Raw genomic sequence first — 21,350 nt, 5'->3', positions numbered from 1 at the left:
CGGGCGCGGCCCGTGCCGACGACGGTGAGGGGCGCGCCGTCCGTCGCGCGACGGCCGTCGTCACTATCGTCATCCTGGTGGTGTCGGGGCTGCTCGGGCTGTTGTGGTCGCAGCAGCGACGGCTGATCTACTTCCCGTCTGACGGACCGGTGCCGTCGGCGGCGACGGTGCTGTCCGGCGCGCGGGACGTCGTCCTGCGCACCGCCGACGGCCTCGAGCTGGGCGCTTGGTATCTGCCCGGCACCGGTGGTCCGGCGGTTCTGGTGTTGCCCGGCAACGGCGGTGACCGCGCGATGCGGGCACCGCTGGCCGCGGGTCTGCACCGGATGGGCCTGTCGGTGCTGCTGGTCGACTACCGCGGCTACGGCGGCAACCCGGGCAAGCCCACCGAGGAGGGTCTGGCCACCGATGCCCGCGCCGCCCACGACTGGCTGACCGCGCAGCCGGAGGTCGACCGCATCGTCTACTTCGGGGAGTCGCTGGGCGCCGCGGTCGCGGTCGGGCTGGCCGTCGAGCGCCCACCCGCCGCCCTGATCCTGCGTTCGCCGTTCACGTCGCTGACCGACGTTGCCGGTGCGCACTATCCGTGGCTCCCGGTGGGAAAGCTGCTGATGGACCGCTACCCGTCGCTGCAGCGGATCCCGGCCCTGCAGGCTCCGCTGCTCGTCATCGCCGGAGACGAGGACGACATCGTGCCCTGGTCACTGAGTCGGCAACTCTACGATGCAGCCCCGGAACCGAAGGAGTTCCTGACGGTGTCCGGTGTCGGGCACAACGATCCGGCGCTGGCGGACGGCCCGCAGATGGTGAACGCCGTCGAGCGTTTCGTGGCCACCCACGGCATCAGCGCACCGGGCCGATGAACACCGAGGCGTCGAAGTGGAGATGTCGTCGAAGTGGAGATGAGCCAGGTGGCCCTTCCTGGCCCCGGCAACTGCGCCGCCGCTGCCCGGGCCGAGTGTTCGGGGGTTCCCGACCCTGGTTGACAGCTGTCAAGTAATACTGATCCCCATGACCTCTCAAGCGCTGTGTGAGCAGTACGGCATCGACTTCCCACTCTTCGCGTTCAGCCACTGTCGCGACGTGGTGGCCGCGGTCACCAACGCCGGCGGGTTCGGCGTGCTGGGTGCCACGGCGTACACCCCTGAGCAGCTCGATCGCGAGCTGACGTGGATCGACGAGGCGGTCGGCGACAAGCCCTACGGGGTCGATCTGATCGTTCCGGCGAAGTTCGAGGGCAAGGGCGAGAAGCTCTCGGGCACCGACCTGGCCGGCCGGATCCCGCAGGCCTACCGAGACCTCGTCGACGACCTGCTGCGCAGCCACGACATCGAACCCGAGCCGGAGCGCCGACTCGGAGGGGCGTCGCTGTCGGGGAACACCGGCCGCGAGTTGCTCGACGTCGCGCTGACCCATCCGGTGAAGCTCATCGCCAACGCGCTGGGGGTGCCGCCGGACTACATGATCGAGGCGGGCAAGGAACGCGGTATCCCCGTCGCGGCGCTGGTCGGCGCCAAGGAGCACGCCGTCAAGCAGGTCGCCGCGGGGGTTGACCTGATCGTCGCGCAGGGCACCGAGGCCGGTGGGCACTGCGGCGAGGTCAGCACGCTGGTCGTCGTCCCGGAGGTTCTCGACGCCGTCGACGGCGCGGTCCCGGTGCTGGCCGCGGGCGGCATCGTCACCGGTCGGCAGATGGCCGGGATGGTGGCCATCGGTGCGGCCGGCGCGTGGACCGGGTCGGTGTGGCTGACCACCGAAGAAGCCGAGACCGCACCGCACACGGTGGCCAAGATGCTGGCCGCATCGTCGCGGGACACCGTGCGCTCGGCCGGGCGCACCGGCAAGCCCTCGCGTCAGCTGGTCTCCGAGTGGACGGACGCCTGGCTGCCGCATTCCGGCGGGCACCAGCCACTTCCTCTTCCGCTGCAGTCGATGCTGTGCGAGCCGGTGATCCGCCGCATCGACGTGCTGGCCGCCCAGGGGCATGACGGCGCCCAGGCGCTGGCGACCTACTTCGTCGGCCAGGGGGTGGGCTTGATGAACAAGGTGAAACCGGCCCGCGAGGTGGTGCGCGAGTTCATCGAGGACTATCTGGCCGCCGCCGACCGGCTGAGCAACTCCCTACCCGGCTGACGCACCCCCGGCTGACTTCCCCCGCTGCCGACCGGCTGATCCGCGAACGTGCATTCCCTGTAGCTCCCGGCCGCCGACCGCTACAAGGAATGCACGTTCGCGAACCAGGACCTCAGTCGCCGGCCAGCGGTAGGCGGACCTCGAAGCGGGCCCCGGTGGGCAGGTTGTGCGCCGACAGCGTGCCGCGGTGGGCCTGCACCAGCCCGGCCGCGATCGCCAACCCGAGCCCCGAACCGCTGGGCAGCGAGGAATCCGCACGCGGCACCCGGCTGTTGGATCCCCGGTAGGCGACGTCGAACACGCGAGGCAGGTCGGCTTCGTCGATGCCGACCCCGGTGTCGTCGACGCGGGCCCAGGCGCTGTTCTCGTCGGCGCCCAGCGCCAGTTCCACACTGCCGCCCTCGGGCGTATGCGCGATCGCGTTGGCCACCAGGTTCGACAGCACCCGCACCAGCGCCCGGTCGCTGCCGACCACCCGCACCGGCTGGTCGGGCAGGTTCGCACGCAGCACCACGCCGGCACGCTCGGCGGCGATGCGGTGCGCGGCCAGCACGTCGTCGACCACCTCGTCGAGCGCCACCTTGTCGAACGACGGGGTCAGCGCGCCGGCGTTGATCTTCGACATCTCGAACAGGTCGTCGACCATCTCCGACAGGCGCACCGATTCGTGCTCGATGTGTTTGGCGTGCACCTTGACCTCGTCGTCGGGCACCACGCCGTCGGCGATCGCCTCCGAGACCGCGCGGATGCCGGCCAGCGGTGTGCGCAGATCGTGGCTGACGAAGGCCACCAGACGGCGCCGCGAATGCTCTGCCGAACGCTCGGAGTCGCGGATCTCGGCTTCCCACACGGTGCGTCTGGCCTGGTAGCGGCCCAGCATCACCGCGGCGGGGATCGTCACGATCGACACGATCACGAGCACCACCGCGATGCTCTCGAACGTCGAGGTGATCATGAAGCCGCTGGCGCCCAGCACTCCGGTGAACGTCGCGATCACCGGGATCAGCACCAGCGCGACCATGCTCACCGCCAGCGACCAGGTGCGGGCCAGCCGGATGACGACCCCGCCGATCAGCACCACCGGCACCGAGCAGGCCAGTGCCCAGCCGACCATCTCCCAGAAGTCAGCGCTTCCCATCCTCACCGTCCGGTTGCCGGCCCGTCGGCGGCCCACATGTAGCCGCGGCCCCACACCGTCTGCACCCGATGGTGTTCGCCCAGCTTGGAGCGCAGCCGCTTGACGTGCACCGTCACGGTCGACAGGTCCCCGAAGTCCCACCGCCACACCTGCTTGAGCAGGTCCTCGCGGGTGAAGACGGCGTCGGGGTGGGTGAGGAAGAACACCAGCAGGTCGAACTCCCGGTTGGTCAGGCTGATCCGCCGCCCCCGTACCGTCACGGCCCGCGAGGCGGTGGAGACCACCAGCTCACCGGCGGTGATGTCGCGGGGCAGCACGTTCGACGAGGCAGGCGCGCGCCGCAGCACCGAGCGCACCCGCAGGGCCAGCTCGCGCGGCGAGAACGGTTTGGTCAGGTAGTCGTCGGCGCCGGCTTCCAGCCCGGCGATGCGGTCGTCCTCCTCGCCGAGCGCGGTCAGCAGGATCACCGGCACGCTGTACGCCCCACCTTCACGCAGCCGTCCGCACAGCGACAGGCCGTCCGGGCCGGGCATCATCACATCGAGGATCGCGACGTCGATGCGCTGCGAACACAGCAGACGCAGCGCCTCGTTGCCGTCGTGGGCGGTCGACACGTCGAGGCCGTCCCGTTCCAGGTAGCGGCGGACGACATCGCGGACGACATCGTCGTCGTCGGCGATCAGCACTCGGGTCACCACTCCGAGGCTAGCGCGCCAACCCCGCGACCAGCGCCTTTGTTACGGAATTGTCAGGCTTGCACCTCGGTTGGTGGTCGCGGTGGAAAGAGGTCTGCAATAGGTTAGGTGGCTATGTCTCAACGGCCTGACCGGCCTGTCACGGTGGTGCTGCCCTGCCTCAACGAGGCGGCGTCGCTTCCCGGAGTGCTCGCGGACCTCCCCGATGGGTACAGAGCACTCGTGGTCGACAACAACAGCACAGACGGAACCGCCGAGGTGGCCCGCAGCCACGGCGCCGAGGTGGTCGCCGAGCGCAGGCCCGGATACGGCGCGGCCGTGCACGCCGGCGTGGTCGCGGCGACGACGCCGATCGTGGCGGTGCTCGACGCCGACGGGTCGCTGGACCCCCGCGAGCTGCCCGCCCTGGTCGACGACGTCGAGGACGGCGCGGACATGGCGATCGGACGGCGCCGGGCGGTGCCCGGGCTGAAATGGCCGTGGCACGCCCGGCTGGGCACCGCGGCGGTGTGCTGGCGGCTGCGGACGCGGCACGGGCTGGCGGTCCACGACATCGCGCCGATGCGGGTGGCCCGCCGCGACGCGCTGCTGGCGCTCGGGGTCACCGACCGCCGGTCGGGTTATCCGCTGGAGCTGTTGGTGCGGGCGGCGCAGGCCGGGTGGACGGTGACCGAACGTGACGTCGCGTACGGCGCGCGGACGGGGGGGACCTCGAAGGTCAGTGGTTCGGTGAAGGGCAGCGCCATCGCCGCCTGGGACTTCTGGAAAGTGATCTCGTGATCGAAGCGAGCGTTCTGGTGGTCGCCAAGGCGCCGGTCGCCGGACTGGCCAAGACGAGGCTGGCCGCCTCGGTGGGGGACGCGACAGCCGCCGACATCGCCGCGGCGGCCCTGCTCGACACCTTGGCTGCGGTCGCCACGACGCCGGTGACGGCGCGCGTCGTGGCGTTCACCGGCGACCTGGACCAGGCCCATCGTGCCGACGAGATCCGTTCCCGGCTGGCAGATTTCGTCGTCATCGAACAGCGCGGAGCCGACTTCGCGGCGCGGTTGGCCAACGCTCACGCCGATACCGCGGCGGCGACGTCGGGGCTGCCGGTGGTGCAGATCGGGATGGATACCCCGCAGGTCACCGCCGAACTGCTGGGTCGGTGCGCGACGGGTCTGGCCGACGCCGACGCGGTGCTGGGCATGGCGCGCGACGGCGGCTGGTGGGTACTGGGCGTCACCGATGCCGCCGCCGCCGAATGCCTGCGTGACGTGCCGATGTCGGCACCCGACACCGGTGAACTGACCCTGAAAGCGCTGCAGCACAGCGGGCTCGGTGTAGAACTGGTCGATGAACTGACCGATGTGGACACCATCGACGACGTCGCCGCCGTGCGTGCGGCCTGTTCACCCGGGTCGCTGTTCCGCCGGGTCACCGAAGAGGCGGGGATCTGATGTTCGGGCAGCTCTACGACCGCGCGCTCGGCGGGGAACGGTGCTGGGTGCGCCACGACGACGGCCGGGTGGGCCGGTTGCCGGTCGGCAGCTGGCTGGGCGGCCGCAGCGCCGACACCGTCTTCGACGAGGCCATCGTCGCGCTCTGTCAGGGTCCGACCATCGATTTGGGTTGCGGCCCTGGACGCTTGGTGGCCCACCTGATCGAGCGCGGAGTTCCCGCCCTGGGCGTGGACGTGTCGGCGACCGCGATCGACCTGGCCCGCCGCAGCGGCGCCCCGGCGTTGCGTCGCGACGTCTTCGACCCGCTGCCCGGCACCGGGCGCTGGCAGACGGTGCTGCTGGCCGACGGCAACGTCGGCCTCGGCGGTGACCCGGAGCGGATTCTGCGTCGCGCCGGTGAGCTGTTGCGCCGCGGCGGCCGATGTATCGCCGAATTCGATTCGGCGACAACGGGAATCAACGTCAGCTGGGTGCGCCTGGAATCGCAGGAGACGATCGGCCCCTGGTTCCGCTGGGCGTCGGTGGGAATCGACTGCGTCCCCGCGCTCGCCGCCCGGGTGGGTCTGGCGGTGGCCGACGTCCACCCCATCGGGCAGCGCGTCGTGGCCAGCCTGGTGGCCCGCTGACCGCTACCAGTTGGTCAGGATGAAGTGGTTCAGGGCCAGCGCACCGATGACGTTGAGCGCCAGCCAGAACCGTAGCGACGGCCGGGGCAGCAGTGCCGTTGCCGCCACCAGCCACACCGTGAACGGCAACCAGATCCGTTCGGTCTCGGCCTTGCTCAGCCGCGACAGGTCGGCGAACAGGATCGCCAACAGCGCGGCGAGCACCAGCAGGTGCAGCCCGGAGCGGCGTTTGACCGCCGCGAGGTCGAACGCGCGGGCCAGTGCGGCGACGCTGCCCAACCCGATCGCACACACCGTCGAGGCGAGGTTGGCCCACCCCCAGTACTGGAACGGCCGGTCGTTCGCGATCCCCTGCCAGTAACGCTCCTGCACCAGCACATACCCGTCGAACCACCAGAACCCCGCCAGCGCGAACACCCCGACCACGGCCAGCGCGGCCAGGACGGCCGGCGCGAGCGCCGTCAGGGCGGCCCGCCAGGTTGCGGCGCTGAGGAGCACGGCGACGGCGGGCAGCGCGATCAGCCCCAGGCCGTAGTTGAGGAAGATGCCCCAGCCGAGCAGCAGCCCGGCACCCACCGCGGCCAGCCACGGGAGCCGCCCCCGGGCGGTCACCGCCAGCGCCAGAAGCGTGATCCCCCACGCGGCGACACCGGCGAAGTACCCGTCGGCGGACACCGCGATCCAGATCGCCGACGGTGCCACCGCGACGAACGGGGCGGCCGTGCGGGCGGCGTCCTCGTCGGCCAGTGCGCGGACGGTGACGACGATCGCCGCGGCGATGCTGGATCCGACCAGCAGGCACAGCAGCCCGGCCCAGGCGCCGCCGCTCAACCCGATCCGGTCGAGCCACACGAAGGTCAGCAGCGCCCCCGGCGGGTGCCCGGAGACGTGGGTGATCCACGAGTCCGGTTGGTAGTCGATGATCCGGTCGGCGAACGTGCGGACCGCCTCGCCGACGTCGGTGACCGACGGCACCTGGCGCAGATACTCGTGGCGGGCTTCGAGGCGGCCGGCGAAGCCGCGCTGCCAGCCGTCGATCATCGCCAGGCTGAACGCCCATGCGCAGGACGTCGCCCACGCCACCCACGGCAGCGCCCGCCAGGGCAGCCGCCGGGCCAGCGTCGGGCCCCACAACACCGCGGCGACGCCGATGGCGATCGCCGGGACGGTGCCGGGCCCGACGTGCGCGTTCCACCAGCCGAAGATCGGCGCGGTGTCGGCGAAGCTGCGGAAACGTTGGGGGGAAGCGTTGATCAGCGGGGTGACGATGCCCAGGTCGAGACGCGGCACGACGAACGCCGCGACGACGAGCACCACGGCGGCGCTGACCGCCACCGCCTCTCTGCGACCGATTCGCACCCCACCATCTTGGCCGAGCGCGCGTGTCCGCCCGCGACAGGCCGTCCGATTCTGCGCATTCACGCGCGTTCGCCGGTGCCCTCGCAGGGTTCTGACCAGCCTGTGCGCGCCGCCGGCAGGTCAGACATCGGTAACGGTCGGGCGCTCAGTACAGCACGAGCGCGGGCGCTCAATACAGCACGAGCGCGGGCGCTCAATACAGCATCGAGCGCATGTTCTCCTCGCTGAAGTAGCGCTCCAGCTCCTCGAGGCTCATGTCGGTGCGCATCGCCTTGGCCATCTGCGCGACGCTGGGCACCGCGGTCGGGTCCCAGCGCTGCGGATCCCAGGCGTCCGAGCGCAGAAACGCCTTCGCGCAGTGGAAGAACACCTCCTCGACGGCGATCTCCAGCGCCAGGATGGGGCGCTTGCCCTGCACGACCATCGCGTCGAAGTAGTCGGCGTCGGACAGGATGCGGGCGCGGCCGTTGATCCGCAGCGTGTCCCCGCGCCCGGGGATGACGAACAGCGTCCCGACCTGCGGGCGCTGCAGAACGTTGAGGTAGCCGTCGACGCGCTTGTTGCCCGGCCGCTCGGGGATGGCGATCGTCAGGTCGTCGAGGACGTGCACGAAGCCGGGCGGGTCCCCTTTGGGGGACACGTCGACGCGGCCCTGCGCGTCGGTGGTCGCGACGAACCCGAGTGGCGAGTGCGCCAGCCACAGCCGGTGCGCGCCCGACAACCGATCGGTCACCTTCTTGGCCACCGCCTCCACGGGGTGCCCGACGATGGCACGCAGCTCGTCGACCGTGGTCACCTCGTTGCTCATCGCCCGATTATCCGTCCGCCGGGGTGATCTGTGGGCCCTTCATCCCTCGGCCAGCCGGCGCAGCGCGCGGCGGTCCACCTTGCCGATGCCGCGCCGCGGCAGCGCGTCCAGCACGTGCAGTTCGCGCGGGGCGGCGGTGCGGTCCAGGGTCTGCGCGGCATGGGTGCGCAGCTCGTCGAGCGTCACGGCCGCGCCGGGTTCGAGCACCACGGCGGCCACCACGCGCTGCCCGAGCCGCTCGTCGGGCACGCCGAACACCGCGCACTCGGCCACCGCCGGATGGCTCAGCACCGCGGTCTCGACGAGGCCGGGCAACACCGTCAGACCACCGGTGCTGATCGCGTCATCGCTGCGGCCGGCGACGGTGAGCACGCCGGCGGCGTCGACGGCGCCGACGTCGTCGGTGCGGAACCAGCCCGGTTCGGCGAACGGGTCCGGCGTGACCGGGTTGCGGTAGCCGGCCGCCACGGTCGCGCCGCCCAGCCAGATGCGGGCCTGCGCATCCACCCGCACCTGCACACCGGGCAGCGCGACCCCGTCGTAGACGCATCCGCCGGCGGTCTCGCTCATGCCGTAGGTCCGGATGACGCGGACACCGGCGGCGGCCGCGCGTTCGCCGACCGTCGCGGGCATCGGTCCGCCGCCGATCAGCACCGCATCGAGGTCGGCGAGCGCCTCGGCGGCCCGGCGGTCGCGCACTGCCTTGTCCAGTTGGGCCGCCACCAGCGAGGCGTATCGGCGGCCCGAACCCAGCGCCGCGACGGCGCCGGGCAGCTCGGCGGGGTCGAACGCCGGGTCGAGGGCGACCGGTTCGGTGCCCGCGATGACGCTGCGGACCAGCACCTGGAACCCGGCCACGTGGTAGGCGGGCAGCGCGAGCAGCCAGCGGCCGCCGCCGCCGAGTCGGGTGTGGGTGGCGGTGGCGCTGGCGTGCAACGCCGACGACGTCAGCTGTGCGCCCTTGGGGGTGCCGGTGGTCCCCGACGTGGACAGCACCACCGCGACGGCATCGTCGATCTCGTCGCCGGCGCGCAACGCCGTTGTCAGCGCGGCGCTTTGGCCGGGGTCGTCGGCCGGCACCGGCAGGACCGCGGCACCGCCGGACAGGATGTCGTCGACGACGCTCAGCGCCGCCGCGGCGGCGGCGCCTGACCGGATCTCGACGGGGCGCAGAATGGCGATGGTGGTGCCCTCCTGTCGCCGTCGCAGAACCCGGTGGTCCCGCAGCGGCCGATGGTAGCCGAACTGGCTGGACGGAGGCCGGGCCAATGCGGTCCTGCCGCCGGGTGGCGGGCGGGTGAACACCTCACTCCTGCGACGTGAAGTGCCTCGTCGCAACGGTTTTCGCCGCGGTAGAGGCCTGGCGGAATTCGTGCGTCCGGGTCAGAATCGACACGCTATGTCTTCGAAGGTCATCGACAGGGTGCTGGCCCTGTTGGCTCAGGGCTACCCGCAGGGCATCCCGCGGCAGGACTACTTCCCGCTGCTGGCGTTGCTGACCCGCTCGCTGGCCGAGGACGAGGTGGTGGCGATCGCGCAGATGGTGTTGCGCGGCAGCGGATCCGACGGGGACGCCGAAACGGCGTCGGTGCCGGAGATCCGGGCGGCCATCCACGTGGTGACCGAGACGGAGCTGACGGGCGAGGAGATCGATCGGGTCGCCACCCGGCTGTCCGCAGCCGGCTGGCCCCTCGCAGCGCCTGCGCGCTGAACGGTCAGCCGCGGGTGTCGCGGCGCAGCGGGTGATCGTCGGGCACCTGCACGAAGATCAACGTCACGCCGTCGGGGTCGCTGACGTGCATCTCGTGCAGCCCCCAGGGTTCGCGACGGGCTTCCCGGGCGATGTCGACACCGCGGTCGCGCAGCTCGTCCTGGGTGGCGGCGAGGTCGCGCACCTGTAACCACAGCGCGCCGGGGAACGGTGGCGTCCCGGCGGCGGGGCTGCCGTGTCCGGCCAGTTCGATCAGCGACTGCCCGGCATAGAACACCGTGCCTCCGCCGTATTCGCGGGCGATCGCCAGGCCCAGCGCGTCCCGGTAGAACGTCAGGGACTTCTGGTAGTCGGCCGGCCGGAGCAACACCCGGCTGGCCAGAATCTCCATGCTGTCGTTCCTATCACGGTCGGCCCGGGTCAACCGATCCGGCGGTCGGTTCCCGCCCAGTACGGCTCGCGGATCGCGCGTTTGAGCAGCTTGCCGCTCGGGTTGCGGGGCAGCGCCGCGACGAAGTCGACGCTCTTGGGCAGCTTGAATCCACCCAGGCGGGTGCGGGCGTAGGCGATGACGTCCTCGGCGCTCAGCTCGGCACCGGGGCTGGCCACGATCACCGCCTTGACCGCCTCGCCCCACCGCTCGTCGGGCACCCCGATGACGGCGGCATCGGCGACCCGGGGGTGGGTCATCAACACGTTCTCCACCTCGGCCGGGTACACGTTCTCCCCACCGGAGACGATCATGTCCTTGAGCCGGTCGTGCAGGTAGAGGTAGCCGTCGGCGAGGTAGCCGGCGTCGCCGGTGCGCAACCACCCGTCGGGATGCAGTGCGGCGGCGGTGGCGTCGGGGTTGTTCCAGTAGCCGAGCATGTTCTGCGCGGAGCGGGTCCACACCTCGCCCACGGCGCCCGGGGCGACGTCGGTGCCGTCGGGGGCCACGATGCGGATCTGCACCCAGGGGTAGGGCTTGCCGCACGAGCGCAGCAGGTGGGCGACGTGGTCGGCGCCGTCGAGCTGGGTGACCGACCCGGTCGTCTCGGTCATGCCGTACACCTGGGCGAACACGCTGCCGAAGCGGTCGATGCCGCGCAGCAGCACGTCGTCGCTGATCGGGGAGGCGCCGTAGACCACGATCCGCAGGTCGGCGAAGCTGGTGCGCGCCGGATCGTCGCGTTCGAGAAGCGACGCGATGACGGCCGGCACCAGCAGCAGGTTGGTGACGCCGTGGCGCGCGACAGAGTCGAGGATCGCGGCGGGGTCGACGTCGCGGAGCACGACGACGGCGCCGCCGTGCCACAGCCCGGCCAGCGCCCAGCCCGAGCCGGCCATGTGGAACAGCGGCATCACCGCCAGCGTGACCGCGTCGGCGTCCATCCGCCACGGCCCCTCCACCCCGGCGCATTTGCAGCGGTAGTTGGCGTTGCCGAGCATCACCCCTTTGGGTGCGCCCGTGGTGCCGGAGGTGTACATCAAGAACACCAGGTCGTCGGGCCCGGTGACCACGCCGGGGTCGCGGGCGGGGTGGCCGGCCACCCACGAATCGAAGGACGGCCAGCGGTCGTGCCCGCCGATCGCGACGACGCCGGCCTCCAGACCGTCTTCGACGGCTTCCAGATGCCCGACAAAGTCGGCGCCGACGATCACCAGGGCCGCGCCCGCGTCGTCGATGATCTGGCGCATCTCGGGGGCGGCGAGTCGCCAGTTCACCGGCACCGCAACGGCCCCGAGCTTGGCCAGCCCGAACACGACGTCGAAGAACTCGGCGCCGTTGCGCTCGACGAACGCGACCCGGTCACCGGACCCCACGCCCGCCGCGGCCAACGCCTGTGCCACCCGGCTGGACCGCTGGTCGAGCTCGCCGAAGGTGATGGTGTGGTCGCCGACGATCAACGCGGGCGCGTCCGGCCGGTCGCGGCCGTGGACGCGAACCACGTCGACGAGCGTCGTGATGCCCATGCCGCTCAGCTCTTGGGCTGCATGCGCTGCCGCTTCATCAGCGTGTCGACGACCGCCGGCGCCACGCTGTTGACCGCGGCGGCGGTGACCGCGACGCGGGGCGCGATGCTGACGGGGCGGTGCCGGGCGGCGGTGACGATCCACCCGGCGGCTTCGTCCGCCGACAGCCCCGGCAGTCCGTCGTAGGCCCGGGTCGGGGCGATCATCGGGGTTTTGACCAGCGGGTAGTACAGCGTCGTGGAATGCACGCCGTCGTCGCCCCACTCGGTTTCGATGATGCGGCTGACCGACGACAGCGCGGCCTTGGAGGCGTTGTACACCCCGAACAGCGGCGGCGATTCGGTTTTGACGCCCCATGTCGCGACGTTGATGACGTGCCCGTCGCCGCGTTCGCGCATCCCCGGGCACAGGCCGCGGATCAGCCGCAGCGGCCCGTAGTAGTTCAGTGCGATCGTGCGCTCGACGTCGTGCCAGCGCTCCAGCGACTCGGCCAGCGGGCGCCGAATGGAGCGTCCGGCGTTGTTGACCAGGATGTCGATGCCGCCGAGTTCGGCCTCGACCTCGGCAACGAGCCCGTCGATGGCCGCCATGTCGGCCAGGTCGCAGACGTGCGCGCTGGCCTGGCCGCCGCCGGCGCGGATGCGCTCGACGACGCCCTCGAGCAGGTCGCTGCGCCGCGCGACCACGACGACCACCGCGCCGCGGCGGGCCAGTTGCTCGGCGGCGGCCTCGCCGATGCCCGACGACGCGCCGGTGATCAGCACCCGCTTGCCGGTCAGGTCCACGACCTCGCGGTTGGGCCGATACTGCAGCAGCGTCGGAAGGATCGGTGGCCGCATACCGGTCAGCACGACCTGCTCGGCCAGCCGCCGCAGCGGGTTTCTGCTCGTCACGTCACGTCCTCTCGTGAATCGGGCGCGTTTGGCGACGCTCGGTGTCGCCGAACGCGCCGGATTCGCTCAGAAGTAGCGGGGGAACGGGGTCCAGTCGGGGTCGCGCTTCTCCAGGAACGCGTCGCGTCCCTCGACCGCCTCGTCGGTCATGTAGGCCAGCCGGGTGGCCTCGCCGGCGAACATCTGCTGGCCGACCAGACCGTCGTCGAGCAGGTTGAACGCGTACTTGAGCATCCGGATCGCCTGTGGGGACTTACCGTTGATCTCCGCCGCCCACTGCAGCGCAACGTTTTCCAGCTCGGCGTGCTCGACCACCTCGTTCACCGCGCCCATCGCGTGCATCTGCTCGGCGGTGTAGGCGCGGCCCAGGAAGAAGATCTCCCGGGAGAACTTCTGCCCCGTCTGGCGGGCCAGGTAGGCGCTGCCGTAGCCGCCGTCGAAGCTGCCCACGTCGGCGTCGGTCTGTTTGAACCGGGCATGCTCGCGCGAGGCCAGCGTCAGGTCGCACACCACGTGCAACGAATGTCCCCCACCGGCGGCCCAGCCGTTCACCAGGCAGATGACCGGCTTGGGCATGAACCGGATCAGGCGCTGGACCTCCAGGATGTGCAGCCGCCCGGCCCGCGCGGGGTCCACGGTCTCGGCGGTGTCCCCGGAGGCGTACTGGTAGCCGGACCGGCCGCGGATGCGTTGGTCGCCGCCCGAGCAGAACGCCCAGCCACCGTCCTTCGGGGACGGCCCGTTGCCGGTCAGCAGCACCACCCCGACGTCGGACGACATCCGGGCGTGGTCGAGCACCCGGTAGAGCTCGTCGACGGTGTGCGGGCGGAACGCGTTACGCACCTCGGGGCGGTCGAAGGCCACCCGCACCGTCGGCTGTCGTGTCCCGTCGGCGACCTGGCGGTGGTAGGTGATGTCGGTCAGGTCGTCGAAACCGGCGACCGGTTCCCACCGGGCCGCGTCGAACGGGTTGCTCATGGGGTGCGCTGACTCGGTCACGGGGTCAAACGTTATCGAAGCGGAACACCGAGCAGCGCCCGGCCAGCGCCTCGAACTCGTCGGGGTTCGGCCCGGTCACCAGTCCGGCGTTCTTCATGAACCCGACCCCGGTGGGGACCAGGACCGGGAACTGCCGCAGCAGCGGACGGGCCTGCTCGGCGCTGAGCTCGACCATGCGCACCGGCTGACGCACCTTGCCGCGCACGAGGACGGCGTCGGGGTTGGCCTGGGCGTTGCGCACCCAGTCCGCGCCGGGAAAGCCGCCGACGACGTAGCGGTGTCCGTCGACCTCGAACGGCGTGATCGGTGTCGAGCGTGGTTGCCCGGACTTGCGGCCGGTGACCGTGAGCACCATCGGCCCGTCCTTGATCAGGCCGAGCCGGGTCGCGGCCATCAGCACCTTGTTCATCGGTTTGAGCCACCACGGCGGCTTCGGGTCGGCCATACCGCAGAACCTACGCGCTCACACCTGCAGGCCGTGGGCCCACAGCGCGGCGATCAGCCCGTCGCGCCGCTCCCGGGTGGGCAGCGGGTCGACCAACGCGAAGCGGCACCCCAGCGCGCGGGCCCCGCCGTCGGCTTCGTCACTGTCACCGACCATCAGGGCACGATCGGCGGTGACCCCGAGCCGGTCGAGGGCGGTCTGGAAGATCACCGGGTCCGGTTTGACGGCACCGACCTCGAATGACAGCACGAACTCGTCGACGCCGCCGTCCAGCGGGTCGAACGCCGGCCGCAGATCGAAGGCGATGTTCGACACCACGGCGGTCTTGACGCCGCGCCGTCGCAGTCCGGCCAGCGCGGGCGCGGTATCCGGGTAGGGCGTCCAGCAGGACGGGTCGATCACGTGCGCATAGAGCGCCTCCGCGTGGTGATGGGCCAGCCCGGATTCGCGCAGCACGTGCAGATACGCCTCCCGGTGCAGGTGCGGCGCGAGATCCCGGTTGATCCAGGCCTCGAGCGCCTCGGGCGTCATCGACACCGACCGGCCGGTGGGCGCGGTGAGCCGGCGCATCAGCTCGGCCTGCACGTGTCCGTCGACCTCGCGGCTCTGCGCCGGGCTGAGGCTGCTGTCGAGCTCCATCCCGGCGAACCAGCTGTCGTCCTCCTCGAGCCGGAACAGCGTGCCGGAGAAGTCGAACAACACGGCCTCGATCGGCGGCGAGGTCTCGGGCCGATGGTCAGTCACGGGCGCTCACTCCTCCATCGTGCCAGGTGTGAAACATGCGCTGCGCGGCTACATGAGCCCCATGACAGCGCCTGAATCGGCTCTGCGGCAGACCGTGGTCGTGGTGCCGGCGCACAACGAGATCGCGCATCTGCCGCAGTGCCTGCGTGCGTTGACCACGGCCGCACTGTGCACGCCCACCCCGGTGACGATCGTCGTGGTCCTGGATTCCTGCGATGACGGCAGCGAGCGCCTGGCTGCGCGCTACGGGCTGGACGTGCACTTCGTTTCCGTCGACGCCGGCAATGTCGGTGCGGCTCGCGCCGCCGGGTTCGACTACGCGCGCTCCCTGGATGACGACGGCAGCTCGCCGGAGGCGACCTGGTACGCCACCACCGACGCCGACAGTGTCGTCGACGCGGACTGGCTGTTGCGCATGACCGATGTGCAGCGCCACGGCGGTGCCGACATGGTGCTGGGTGTGGTCCGGGTGCCCGTGTGGCGCAACTTCCCCGCCACGGTGGCGCGCCGTTACCTGCGCGCCTATCGGGGCGGCGGGGCCGGTCACGATCACGTCCACGGCGCCAACATGGGTTTTCGCGCCGACGCGTACTGGCAGGTGGGTGGTTTCCGGGCGTTGGCCACCGGCGAGGACGTCGAGCTCGTCAGCCGATTCGAGGCCGCCGGGTTGCGGATCGACCGCGACGCGCAGCTGTCGGTGGCGACCTCGGACCGCCGAGAGGGCCGCGCGCCCAGCGGTTTCGCCCAGCATCTGCGCTCGCTGTCGGGCTCGGGTACCGACCACAATGCGTCAGGGGCCGCGTCGTGAATGCCGGTGTGGTCAGGCAGTGGATCAAGTCGGGTGCACTGGATCTGCCGCTGCCCGGCGGGGGTGCCACCGCCACCCGCTGGCGCCGGCTGGCCGAACTGGCCGAGACGGACGTGACCGCTGGCCGGCTCGCCGAAGCCCACCTCGACGCCGTGGCCATCCTGGCCGAGCTCGACGGGCCGACGCCGCAGCCCGGCCAGTGGTGGGGCGTGTGGGCCGCCGAGTCCGGGAACGCGGTGCTGTCGGCACGCGAGCACGGCGCTGCGGCCATGCTGGACGGCACCAAGGTGTGGTGTTCGGGCGCGGCGCTGTGCACTCACGCGTTGGTGACCGCGAGGTTGCCGTCCGGGGAGCGTGCGCTGTTCGCCGTCGACCTGCACGCCCACGGCGTGCGGCCGTTGCCCAGCACGTGGCGCAACGCCGGGATGGCCGAATCCGACACCCGCTCCGTGCAATTCACCTCGACGCCGGCGGTGCAGGTGGGGCGGCCGGGCGAGTACCTGAGCCGGCCGGGGTTCTGGCACGGGGCCGCCGGGGTGGCGGCCTGCTGGGTGGGCGGCGCCCGCGCCGTCGCCGCGCCGCTGTATGCGCGTGCCGCCGGTGCCGACGCGCACGCGCTGGCCCACCTGGGTGCGGTGGACGCCGCGCTGGCCGCCGCCGACGCCACGCTGACATCGGTGGCCGACGAGTTCGATGCGGACCCGTTGAACCGTAAGGGCCGTGCCGAGTTGCTGGCCCGCCGCGCCCGCGCCGTCGCCGAGACCGCCGTGGAGGAAGCGCTCACGCGGACCGGACGTGCCCTGGGTCCCGGACCGCTGTCGATGGACGGCGGGCACGCTGCTCGGGTGGCCGACCTGGCGATCTACGTGCGGCAGAGCCACGCCGAGCGGGATCTCGCACGACTGGGCGAATTGGCAGGGGCGACAGCGTGACCGCAGCGTTCGTGAGCAACTCGGCGCGCCTCGCGGCCCGGCCGTTGACGTGCGGGGGCACGCCGACGCACCAGTGGCTGAACGCCGCGTGGGACGCCTCGCCCCTCGACCTGAGTGATTGTCCGGAGATCGTGGTGGCCGGCGCACACCCCGACGACGAGACGCTGGGCTTCGGTGCGACGGCCTCGCTACTCGCCGCTGCCGGGGTGCGGGTGCAGATCGTGTCGGCCAGCGACGGCGGCGCGGCGTACGCGAGTCAGTCTGTTCTGCAGCGCTATCGGCTCGAGCGCACCCGGCGTGCCGAACTGCACCGGGCGGCAAGGGTTCTGGGCGTCGCCCCGCCGATCTGCCTGGGACTGCCCGACGGTGAGATCGCCGAGCACGAGCACCGTCTGACGGATCTGCTCACCGAGATCCTGGCGGCGAAGCCGCCCGGCACCTGGTGCGCGGCAACGTGGCGCGGCGACGGTCATCCCGACCACGAGGCCGTGGGCCGGGCGGCGGCCGTGGCAGCCGGCCGCACCGGGGCGGTGCTGGTGGAATACCCGGTGTGGATGTGGCACTGGGCTCGACCCGGCGACGACGCCGTACCCTGGCAGCGCATGTCCACCGCGCCGGTGGATGCGGCGGCCACCGAGCGGAAACGGCTGGCGGCGCAGAGCTTCCGCAGCCAGTTCCTGCCGCCGACGCCTGACGATCCCCCCGTTCTGCCGCCCGCGGTGCTGCACCGGCTGCTGGCCGTCGGTGAGGTGGTCTTCCGCTGAGTTCCCGGCTTCCCGACAGCTTCTTCGACCGCATGTATGCGCAGGCGGCCGATCCGTGGCAGCTGCAGCATCGCTGGTACGAGCGGCGCAAGTACGCGATCACCACCGCGATGCTGCCGTATGAGCGGTACCGCAACGCGTTCGAACCGGGCTGCTCGGTCGGAGTACTGACCGAGCAGCTGGCCGGGCGTTGTGATCACGTCGTCAGCACCGACGTCAGCGTCGCGGCGTTGGACGCCACCCACGCGCGCCTGGTCGCCGCGGGGCTGCGCGACCGGGTCACGCTCATGCGCGGATCGCTCGATCAGCCTTGGCCTTCAGGGCCTTTCGACCTCGTGATGCTGTCGGAAGTGTGTTACTACCTGCAGCCGGAAACCCTGCGCGCGGTGCTGGACCACGAGGTCCCGCGGTTGTCGGCGGCGGCCACGGTCGTCGCCGCGCACTGGCGCCATCGGGTCGAGGAGTACCCGATGTCGGGCGACCGGGCCAACGAGATCATCGCCGCCACCGCAGGTCTGCATCACCTGGGCCGCTACCAGGACGCCGATGTCGTCATCGACGTGTTCGACCGGTCCGGCGCCGCGTCGGTGGCCGCCCGCACCGCGGTGCCGGGCGCCTAGCCGACCCTGGCGCGGGCGGCTTTGGCCATCAGGACGTCTCGTTCCCGGTCATTGTCGGCCAGCGCCGCAGCGCGGTCGAACTCGTCGGCCGCCTCGGCGTGACGACCGAGGCGTCGCAGCAGTTCGGCCCGCACACCCGGGAGCGCGTGCAAGCCGTCGAGTCCGTCGAGGTGATCGACGATGTCCAGCGCGGCCTGCGGTCCGTTCTCGGGGTCGGCCATGGCCACTGCCACGGCGCGATTGAGCGCCACGACCGGTGAGGTCGTCAGACCCAACAGCGCGTCGTAGAGCATCACGATGCGGTGCCAGTCGGTGTCGGCGGTGCTCGGTGCGATGGCATGGCATTCGGCCAGCGCCGCCTGCAACGCATAGGGGCCCCACCCAGAACCGCGGCGGTGCAGCGCTTGTGCTGCGGCGCCCAGGGCGGTCACGCCGCGTTGTATCTGTGCGCGGTCCCACCGCGTCCGGTCCTGGTCCTCGAGGAGGATCGGCGCACCCTCGTCGTCGACCCGGGCGCGCAACCGGGAGGACTGGAACTCCATCAGTGCCACGAGCCCGTGCACTTCGGCCTCGTCGGGGGCCAGCGCAGTCAGTACCCGACCCAGGCGCAACGCCTCCGCGCACAGCTCCTCGCGGAACCAGTGCCGACCCGTGGACGCCGCATAGCCCTCGTTGAAGATCAGGTAGATGACGCTGAGCACCGTCGACATCCGGTGCGGCCATTCGGGTCGGTCCGGTACCTCGAATGCCACCCCGGCCAGGGACTTCTTGGCGCGGACGATGCGTTGGGCGATGGTCGCTTTCGGGACCAGGAACGCCTTGGCGATCTCGTCGGTGCTCAGTCCGCCGACCACCCGCAGGGTCAGCGCCACCCGGCTCTCCGGGGTGAGTACGGGGTGAGCCGCCATGAACATCAGCCGCAGTACGTCGTCGTCGATGTGGTCGGGGTCCCACGCCTCGTCGACGTGGTCGGCCAACTCACGGGCCAGCAGCGCATACTTGGCGTCCAGGTTGCCCTGACGCCGCCACTGGTCGACTGCCTTGCGTTTGGCGACCGTCGTTAGCCAGGCGCCCGGATTGCGGGGGACCCCGGTGCGGGGCCACTGATCGAGGGCATCCACGAGGGCTTCCTGGGCGAGGTCTTCAGCTCGGCCGACCTCACCGACGGCGCGCGTCAACGTGGCGACGATCTTGGCGGCCTCCATGCGCCACACCGCGGCCACCGTCTCGCGCACGTCGGTGGGGGACACGGTCACCCCGTCATTCTGCCCGGCGGCACCTCAGACGAAGCGTGGCCGCCCCGCCAGCACCCCGGCCGCGATCTGCACCAGGTAGACGGCCAGGAACATCAGCCACGGCACCGTCCAGCCGTGGGAGACGTCGTGCAGCAGCCCGAACAGGAACGGGCCGGTCCCGGCGATCAGATAACCGAGTCCCTGCGCCATCCCGGACAGCTGCGCAGTGTCGGTCGGCGTGCGGGCACGCAGCGCGATGACGGTGAGCGCCATGGCGAATGCGCCCATGCCTGCGCCGATCAGCACGCTCCACAGCACCGGCTGGGCGGCCGGCGCCACCATCAGCCCGATCGCTCCGGCCACGCCCAGCACTCCGAGCCCGGCGATCGCGCCGCTCTGACTGGTGCGGCGCGCGGCCAGCGGTGCGATCACCAGCGCCACCGGCACCCCGATCAACGAGGTCAGCCCGACCAGCAGCCCGGCGTCCATCTTGTCCACGCCATTGTCGATGAACACCTCGGGCAGCCAGCCCATCACGATGTACGCCATGAACGCCTGGCAGCCGAAGAACAGGGTGACCGTCCAGGCCAACGGGTTACGCAGAAGAGAGCGGCGTTCGCCGCGGGGCATGGCCACCGGCGTCCAGGCGCTGCGGTGCCGACGCGCGGCCGGCACCCAGACCACGAACGCGACGAAGGCGACCACCGCCCAGACCGCCAGCGCGCTGCGCCAGCCACCGAGGGGCTCCTCCAGGCCGGGAGTGACCGCCGAACCCAGCGCCCCTCCGCCCTGCAGCGCGGCGGTGTAGATGCCCGTCATCAGGCCGACCCGGGTGGGGAAGGAGCCCTTGATGACGACCGGAATCAGCACGTTGACCAGGGCGATACCGGCGCACGCGACCAGCGTCGCGCCGATCACGAGGTGCGCGCCGTCGACGACCCGGACCGCGAGGCCGACGGTCAGCGCGACCATCGCGGCAGAGACCGTGCGGCCCAGACCGATCCGCGACGACAACCAGGGCGCAGCCAGCCCGGCCGCCGCGAAGCACAACGCGGGCAGGGTGGTCAACAGGCCCGCCCACGTGGCGGTCACCCCCAGGTCGGTGCGCATGTCACCGAGCAGCGGTGCGACGCTGGTGACGGCCGGGCGCAGATTCAAGGCGGTCAGGATCACCGCCACCGCCAGCAGCACGCCCCCTGCGATCGTCGGGGCCCGATCTGAGGCCGGCGAAGCGGCGTCGGCCGCGGTCGCGACGCCGGCCGCCTTGGCGTCGATGTCCTGCTTCGGGCTGCTCACCTTGCTAGAGTGCCATACATCCCATGATTGGACGAAAGGGTATTTTGTGCCGTTGAGCACTGCGCGCCGCACCGGGTTGGTCGACCAGGTCATCGAACAGCTGCGCCATGCAGTCGCCGTCGGGGAGTGGGCCGTCGGTGAGCGCATCCCCAACGAGGCCGTGCTGGTCGAAACTCTGGGGGTGGGCCGCAACACCGTCCGCGAGGCGGTCCGTGCCCTGGCGCACGCCGGCCTGCTGGAGGTGCGCCAGGGGGACGGCACCTATGTCCGCGCCACGAGTGAGGTGTCGGGTGCGCTGCGCCGGCTCTGCGGCGCCGAACTGCGCGACGTCCTTCAGGTACGGCGCGGCCTGGAAGTCGAGGCCGCGCGCCTGGCCGCGGCCCACCGCACCGACGACGACCTCGCCGTCCTGCGCGAATTGTTGCTCCGCCGCGACGACTGCATGGCGGCCGGCGACACCGACGAATTCGCCCGCGCCGATGCCGAATTCCACCTCGCCGTGGTCGCGAGCTCACACAACGCGATGCTGCTCGAGCTCTACCGCGGGCTGATGGAGGCCATCACCGCCAGCGTCGCCACCACCCACGAGAAGCCCGTGGAGATCGTCGATCACGGCCTGTTGCTCGACCACATCGCGGCCGGCGACGTCGAGCAGGCGGCCCGCACCGCGGGCGCGCTGCTCGACGGGATCCTGGCCGGCCTGGCGAGCGGCTGCTAGCTCAGCCGACTCCTGCTGAATTGTC

Annotated in this window: 24 protein-coding genes; 11 read left to right on the top strand and 13 right to left on the bottom strand. The window is 71.4% G+C overall.

Features of this window, described 5'->3' with window-relative positions; all coding sequences use genetic code 11:
- Window positions 1-77 precede the first annotated feature (77 nt).
- Window positions 78-863 carry an alpha/beta hydrolase gene (locus ACEWX3_RS24835; RefSeq protein WP_374159948.1) on the top strand — a complete coding sequence of 262 codons (786 nt, stop codon included), beginning with the start codon at window positions 78-80 and terminating at the stop codon, window positions 861-863.
- 148 nt (window positions 864-1,011) lie between these two features.
- A complete protein-coding gene (locus ACEWX3_RS24830; protein ID WP_207066054.1) occupies window positions 1,012-2,133 on the top strand; it encodes a nitronate monooxygenase family protein in 1,122 nt (373 codons plus the stop codon).
- A 112-nt stretch (window positions 2,134-2,245) separates the two neighbouring features.
- On the opposite strand, the gene ACEWX3_RS24825 is transcribed toward ACEWX3_RS24830, so the two are convergent.
- Window positions 2,246-3,271, bottom strand: a complete 1,026-nt coding sequence (locus ACEWX3_RS24825; RefSeq protein WP_152515421.1) for a cell wall metabolism sensor histidine kinase WalK — start codon at window positions 3,269-3,271, stop codon at window positions 2,246-2,248.
- 2 nt (window positions 3,272-3,273) lie between these two features.
- Window positions 3,274-3,966: a response regulator transcription factor gene (locus tag ACEWX3_RS24820; RefSeq protein WP_152515422.1), complete on the bottom strand. Its 693-nt coding sequence runs from the start codon at window positions 3,964-3,966 to the stop codon at window positions 3,274-3,276.
- Between the two features lie 114 nt (window positions 3,967-4,080).
- On the opposite strand from ACEWX3_RS24820, the gene ACEWX3_RS24815 reads away from it, so the two are divergent.
- The 3 genes from ACEWX3_RS24815 to ACEWX3_RS24805 are packed head-to-tail and all read left to right on the top strand — an operon-like array spanning window position 4,081 to window position 6,037.
- A complete protein-coding gene (locus tag ACEWX3_RS24815; RefSeq protein WP_374157991.1) occupies window positions 4,081-4,746 on the top strand; it encodes a glycosyltransferase family 2 protein in 666 nt (221 codons plus the stop codon).
- Window positions 4,743-5,408, top strand: a complete 666-nt coding sequence (locus tag ACEWX3_RS24810; protein WP_374157990.1) for a DUF2064 domain-containing protein — start codon at window positions 4,743-4,745, stop codon at window positions 5,406-5,408. Before ACEWX3_RS24815 ends, ACEWX3_RS24810 begins: the two co-directional genes overlap by 4 nt.
- Window positions 5,408-6,037 carry a class I SAM-dependent methyltransferase gene (locus ACEWX3_RS24805; RefSeq protein ID WP_207066051.1) on the top strand — a complete coding sequence of 210 codons (630 nt, stop codon included), beginning with the start codon at window positions 5,408-5,410 and terminating at the stop codon, window positions 6,035-6,037. Before ACEWX3_RS24810 ends, ACEWX3_RS24805 begins: the two co-directional genes overlap by 1 nt.
- A gap of 3 nt (window positions 6,038-6,040) precedes the next feature.
- Here the strand turns inward: ACEWX3_RS24805 and ACEWX3_RS24800 are convergent, their stop codons facing one another.
- From ACEWX3_RS24800 to menE, 3 genes are all read right to left on the bottom strand, one after another.
- Window positions 6,041-7,396 (bottom strand): hypothetical protein, encoded by a 1,356-nt coding sequence (locus tag ACEWX3_RS24800; RefSeq protein ID WP_374157989.1) that lies wholly within the window; start codon window positions 7,394-7,396, stop codon window positions 6,041-6,043.
- A gap of 193 nt (window positions 7,397-7,589) precedes the next feature.
- Window positions 7,590-8,204, bottom strand: a complete 615-nt coding sequence (locus tag ACEWX3_RS24795) for a pyridoxamine 5'-phosphate oxidase family protein (RefSeq protein ID WP_207066049.1) — start codon at window positions 8,202-8,204, stop codon at window positions 7,590-7,592.
- Between the two features lie 39 nt (window positions 8,205-8,243).
- Window positions 8,244-9,386, bottom strand: a complete 1,143-nt coding sequence (gene menE / locus ACEWX3_RS24790) for an o-succinylbenzoate--CoA ligase (RefSeq protein WP_374159947.1) — start codon at window positions 9,384-9,386, stop codon at window positions 8,244-8,246.
- A gap of 217 nt (window positions 9,387-9,603) precedes the next feature.
- Here menE and ACEWX3_RS24785 point away from each other — a divergent pair, with 217 nt between their 5' ends.
- The gene (locus ACEWX3_RS24785; RefSeq protein WP_374157988.1) at window positions 9,604-9,915 is read left to right on the top strand and encodes a DUF3349 domain-containing protein; all 312 of its coding nucleotides are present in this window, start codon (window positions 9,604-9,606) and stop codon (window positions 9,913-9,915) included.
- 4 nt (window positions 9,916-9,919) lie between these two features.
- Here ACEWX3_RS24785 and ACEWX3_RS24780 read toward each other — a convergent pair whose 3' ends face one another.
- From ACEWX3_RS24780 to ACEWX3_RS24755, 6 genes are all read right to left on the bottom strand, one after another.
- The gene (locus tag ACEWX3_RS24780; protein WP_374157987.1) at window positions 9,920-10,306 is read right to left on the bottom strand and encodes a VOC family protein; all 387 of its coding nucleotides are present in this window, start codon (window positions 10,304-10,306) and stop codon (window positions 9,920-9,922) included.
- A 29-nt stretch (window positions 10,307-10,335) separates the two neighbouring features.
- The gene (locus ACEWX3_RS24775) at window positions 10,336-11,871 is read right to left on the bottom strand and encodes a long-chain-fatty-acid--CoA ligase (RefSeq protein WP_374157986.1); all 1,536 of its coding nucleotides are present in this window, start codon (window positions 11,869-11,871) and stop codon (window positions 10,336-10,338) included.
- Window positions 11,872-11,876: 5 nt separating this feature from the next.
- Window positions 11,877-12,764, bottom strand: a complete 888-nt coding sequence (locus ACEWX3_RS24770; RefSeq protein ID WP_207066045.1) for an SDR family oxidoreductase — start codon at window positions 12,762-12,764, stop codon at window positions 11,877-11,879.
- A gap of 66 nt (window positions 12,765-12,830) precedes the next feature.
- On the bottom strand, window positions 12,831-13,742 hold the full coding sequence (locus ACEWX3_RS24765) for a 1,4-dihydroxy-2-naphthoyl-CoA synthase (RefSeq protein WP_374159946.1): 912 nt from the start codon (window positions 13,740-13,742) through the stop codon (window positions 12,831-12,833).
- Window positions 13,743-13,767: 25 nt separating this feature from the next.
- A complete protein-coding gene (locus tag ACEWX3_RS24760; RefSeq protein ID WP_283632387.1) occupies window positions 13,768-14,208 on the bottom strand; it encodes a nitroreductase family deazaflavin-dependent oxidoreductase in 441 nt (146 codons plus the stop codon).
- Window positions 14,209-14,226: 18 nt separating this feature from the next.
- Entirely contained in the window at window positions 14,227-14,952 is a 726-nt protein-coding gene (locus ACEWX3_RS24755) for an HAD family hydrolase (protein WP_286182761.1), read from the bottom strand.
- 61 nt (window positions 14,953-15,013) lie between these two features.
- Between ACEWX3_RS24755 and ACEWX3_RS24750 the strand changes: the two genes are divergently transcribed.
- From ACEWX3_RS24750 to ACEWX3_RS24735, 4 genes are read left to right on the top strand one after another with little or no spacing between them, the layout of a single operon-like run.
- Window positions 15,014-15,760 carry a glycosyltransferase family 2 protein gene (locus ACEWX3_RS24750; RefSeq protein ID WP_207066043.1) on the top strand — a complete coding sequence of 249 codons (747 nt, stop codon included), beginning with the start codon at window positions 15,014-15,016 and terminating at the stop codon, window positions 15,758-15,760.
- Window positions 15,757-16,692, top strand: coding sequence for an acyl-CoA dehydrogenase (locus ACEWX3_RS24745; protein WP_374157985.1), 936 nt, complete (start codon window positions 15,757-15,759; stop codon window positions 16,690-16,692). Before ACEWX3_RS24750 ends, ACEWX3_RS24745 begins: the two co-directional genes overlap by 4 nt.
- On the top strand, window positions 16,689-17,456 hold the full coding sequence (locus tag ACEWX3_RS24740) for a PIG-L deacetylase family protein (protein ID WP_374157984.1): 768 nt from the start codon (window positions 16,689-16,691) through the stop codon (window positions 17,454-17,456). The genes ACEWX3_RS24745 and ACEWX3_RS24740 overlap by 4 nt, the downstream gene beginning before the upstream one ends.
- Before the next feature lie 32 nt (window positions 17,457-17,488).
- Window positions 17,489-18,076, top strand: a complete 588-nt coding sequence (locus ACEWX3_RS24735) for a class I SAM-dependent methyltransferase (RefSeq protein WP_207066040.1) — start codon at window positions 17,489-17,491, stop codon at window positions 18,074-18,076.
- Here the strand turns inward: ACEWX3_RS24735 and ACEWX3_RS24730 are convergent.
- Window positions 18,073-19,281: an RNA polymerase sigma factor gene (locus tag ACEWX3_RS24730; protein WP_374159945.1), complete on the bottom strand. Its 1,209-nt coding sequence runs from the start codon at window positions 19,279-19,281 to the stop codon at window positions 18,073-18,075. The two genes, ACEWX3_RS24735 and ACEWX3_RS24730, sit on opposite strands and share 4 nt — an antisense overlap.
- A 75-nt stretch (window positions 19,282-19,356) precedes the next feature.
- A complete protein-coding gene (locus tag ACEWX3_RS24725) occupies window positions 19,357-20,514 on the bottom strand; it encodes a CynX/NimT family MFS transporter (protein WP_374159944.1) in 1,158 nt (385 codons plus the stop codon).
- Window positions 20,515-20,653: 139 nt separating this feature from the next.
- Here ACEWX3_RS24725 and ACEWX3_RS24720 point away from each other — a divergent pair, with 139 nt between their 5' ends.
- Window positions 20,654-21,325 carry a FadR/GntR family transcriptional regulator gene (locus tag ACEWX3_RS24720; RefSeq protein ID WP_207066038.1) on the top strand — a complete coding sequence of 224 codons (672 nt, stop codon included), beginning with the start codon at window positions 20,654-20,656 and terminating at the stop codon, window positions 21,323-21,325.
- The last annotated feature ends 25 nt before the right edge of the window (window positions 21,326-21,350 follow it).

It is taken from the genome of Mycobacterium sp. G7A2, assembly GCF_041902445.1.
Taxonomy (GTDB): domain Bacteria; phylum Actinomycetota; class Actinomycetes; order Mycobacteriales; family Mycobacteriaceae; genus Mycobacterium.
This window is presented reverse-complemented; position numbering and strand designations above follow the sequence as displayed.

Excerpts from the sequence above, each read along its gene's own strand:
- ACEWX3_RS24750 (WP_207066043.1), top strand. The coding sequence starts at position 15,014 with ATGACAGCGCCTGAATCGGCTCTGCGGCAGACCGTGGTCGTGGTGCCG.
- ACEWX3_RS24805 (WP_207066051.1), top strand. The coding sequence starts at position 5,408 with ATGTTCGGGCAGCTCTACGACCGCGCGCTCGGCGGGGAACGGTGCTGG.
- ACEWX3_RS24765 (WP_374159946.1), bottom strand. The coding sequence starts at position 13,742 with ATGAGCAACCCGTTCGACGCGGCCCGGTGGGAACCGGTCGCCGGTTTC.
- ACEWX3_RS24775 (WP_374157986.1), bottom strand. The coding sequence starts at position 11,871 with ATGGGCATCACGACGCTCGTCGACGTGGTTCGCGTCCACGGCCGCGAC.
- ACEWX3_RS24795 (WP_207066049.1), bottom strand. The coding sequence starts at position 8,204 with ATGAGCAACGAGGTGACCACGGTCGACGAGCTGCGTGCCATCGTCGGG.
- ACEWX3_RS24825 (WP_152515421.1), bottom strand. The coding sequence starts at position 3,271 with ATGGGAAGCGCTGACTTCTGGGAGATGGTCGGCTGGGCACTGGCCTGC.
- ACEWX3_RS24785 (WP_374157988.1), top strand. The coding sequence starts at position 9,604 with ATGTCTTCGAAGGTCATCGACAGGGTGCTGGCCCTGTTGGCTCAGGGC.
- ACEWX3_RS24780 (WP_374157987.1), bottom strand. The coding sequence starts at position 10,306 with ATGGAGATTCTGGCCAGCCGGGTGTTGCTCCGGCCGGCCGACTACCAG.
- ACEWX3_RS24735 (WP_207066040.1), top strand. The coding sequence starts at position 17,489 with ATGTATGCGCAGGCGGCCGATCCGTGGCAGCTGCAGCATCGCTGGTAC.
- ACEWX3_RS24815 (WP_374157991.1), top strand. The coding sequence starts at position 4,081 with ATGTCTCAACGGCCTGACCGGCCTGTCACGGTGGTGCTGCCCTGCCTC.
- ACEWX3_RS24830 (WP_207066054.1), top strand. The coding sequence starts at position 1,012 with ATGACCTCTCAAGCGCTGTGTGAGCAGTACGGCATCGACTTCCCACTC.
- ACEWX3_RS24730 (WP_374159945.1), bottom strand. The coding sequence starts at position 19,281 with ATGGAGGCCGCCAAGATCGTCGCCACGTTGACGCGCGCCGTCGGTGAG.
- ACEWX3_RS24760 (WP_283632387.1), bottom strand. The coding sequence starts at position 14,208 with ATGGCCGACCCGAAGCCGCCGTGGTGGCTCAAACCGATGAACAAGGTG.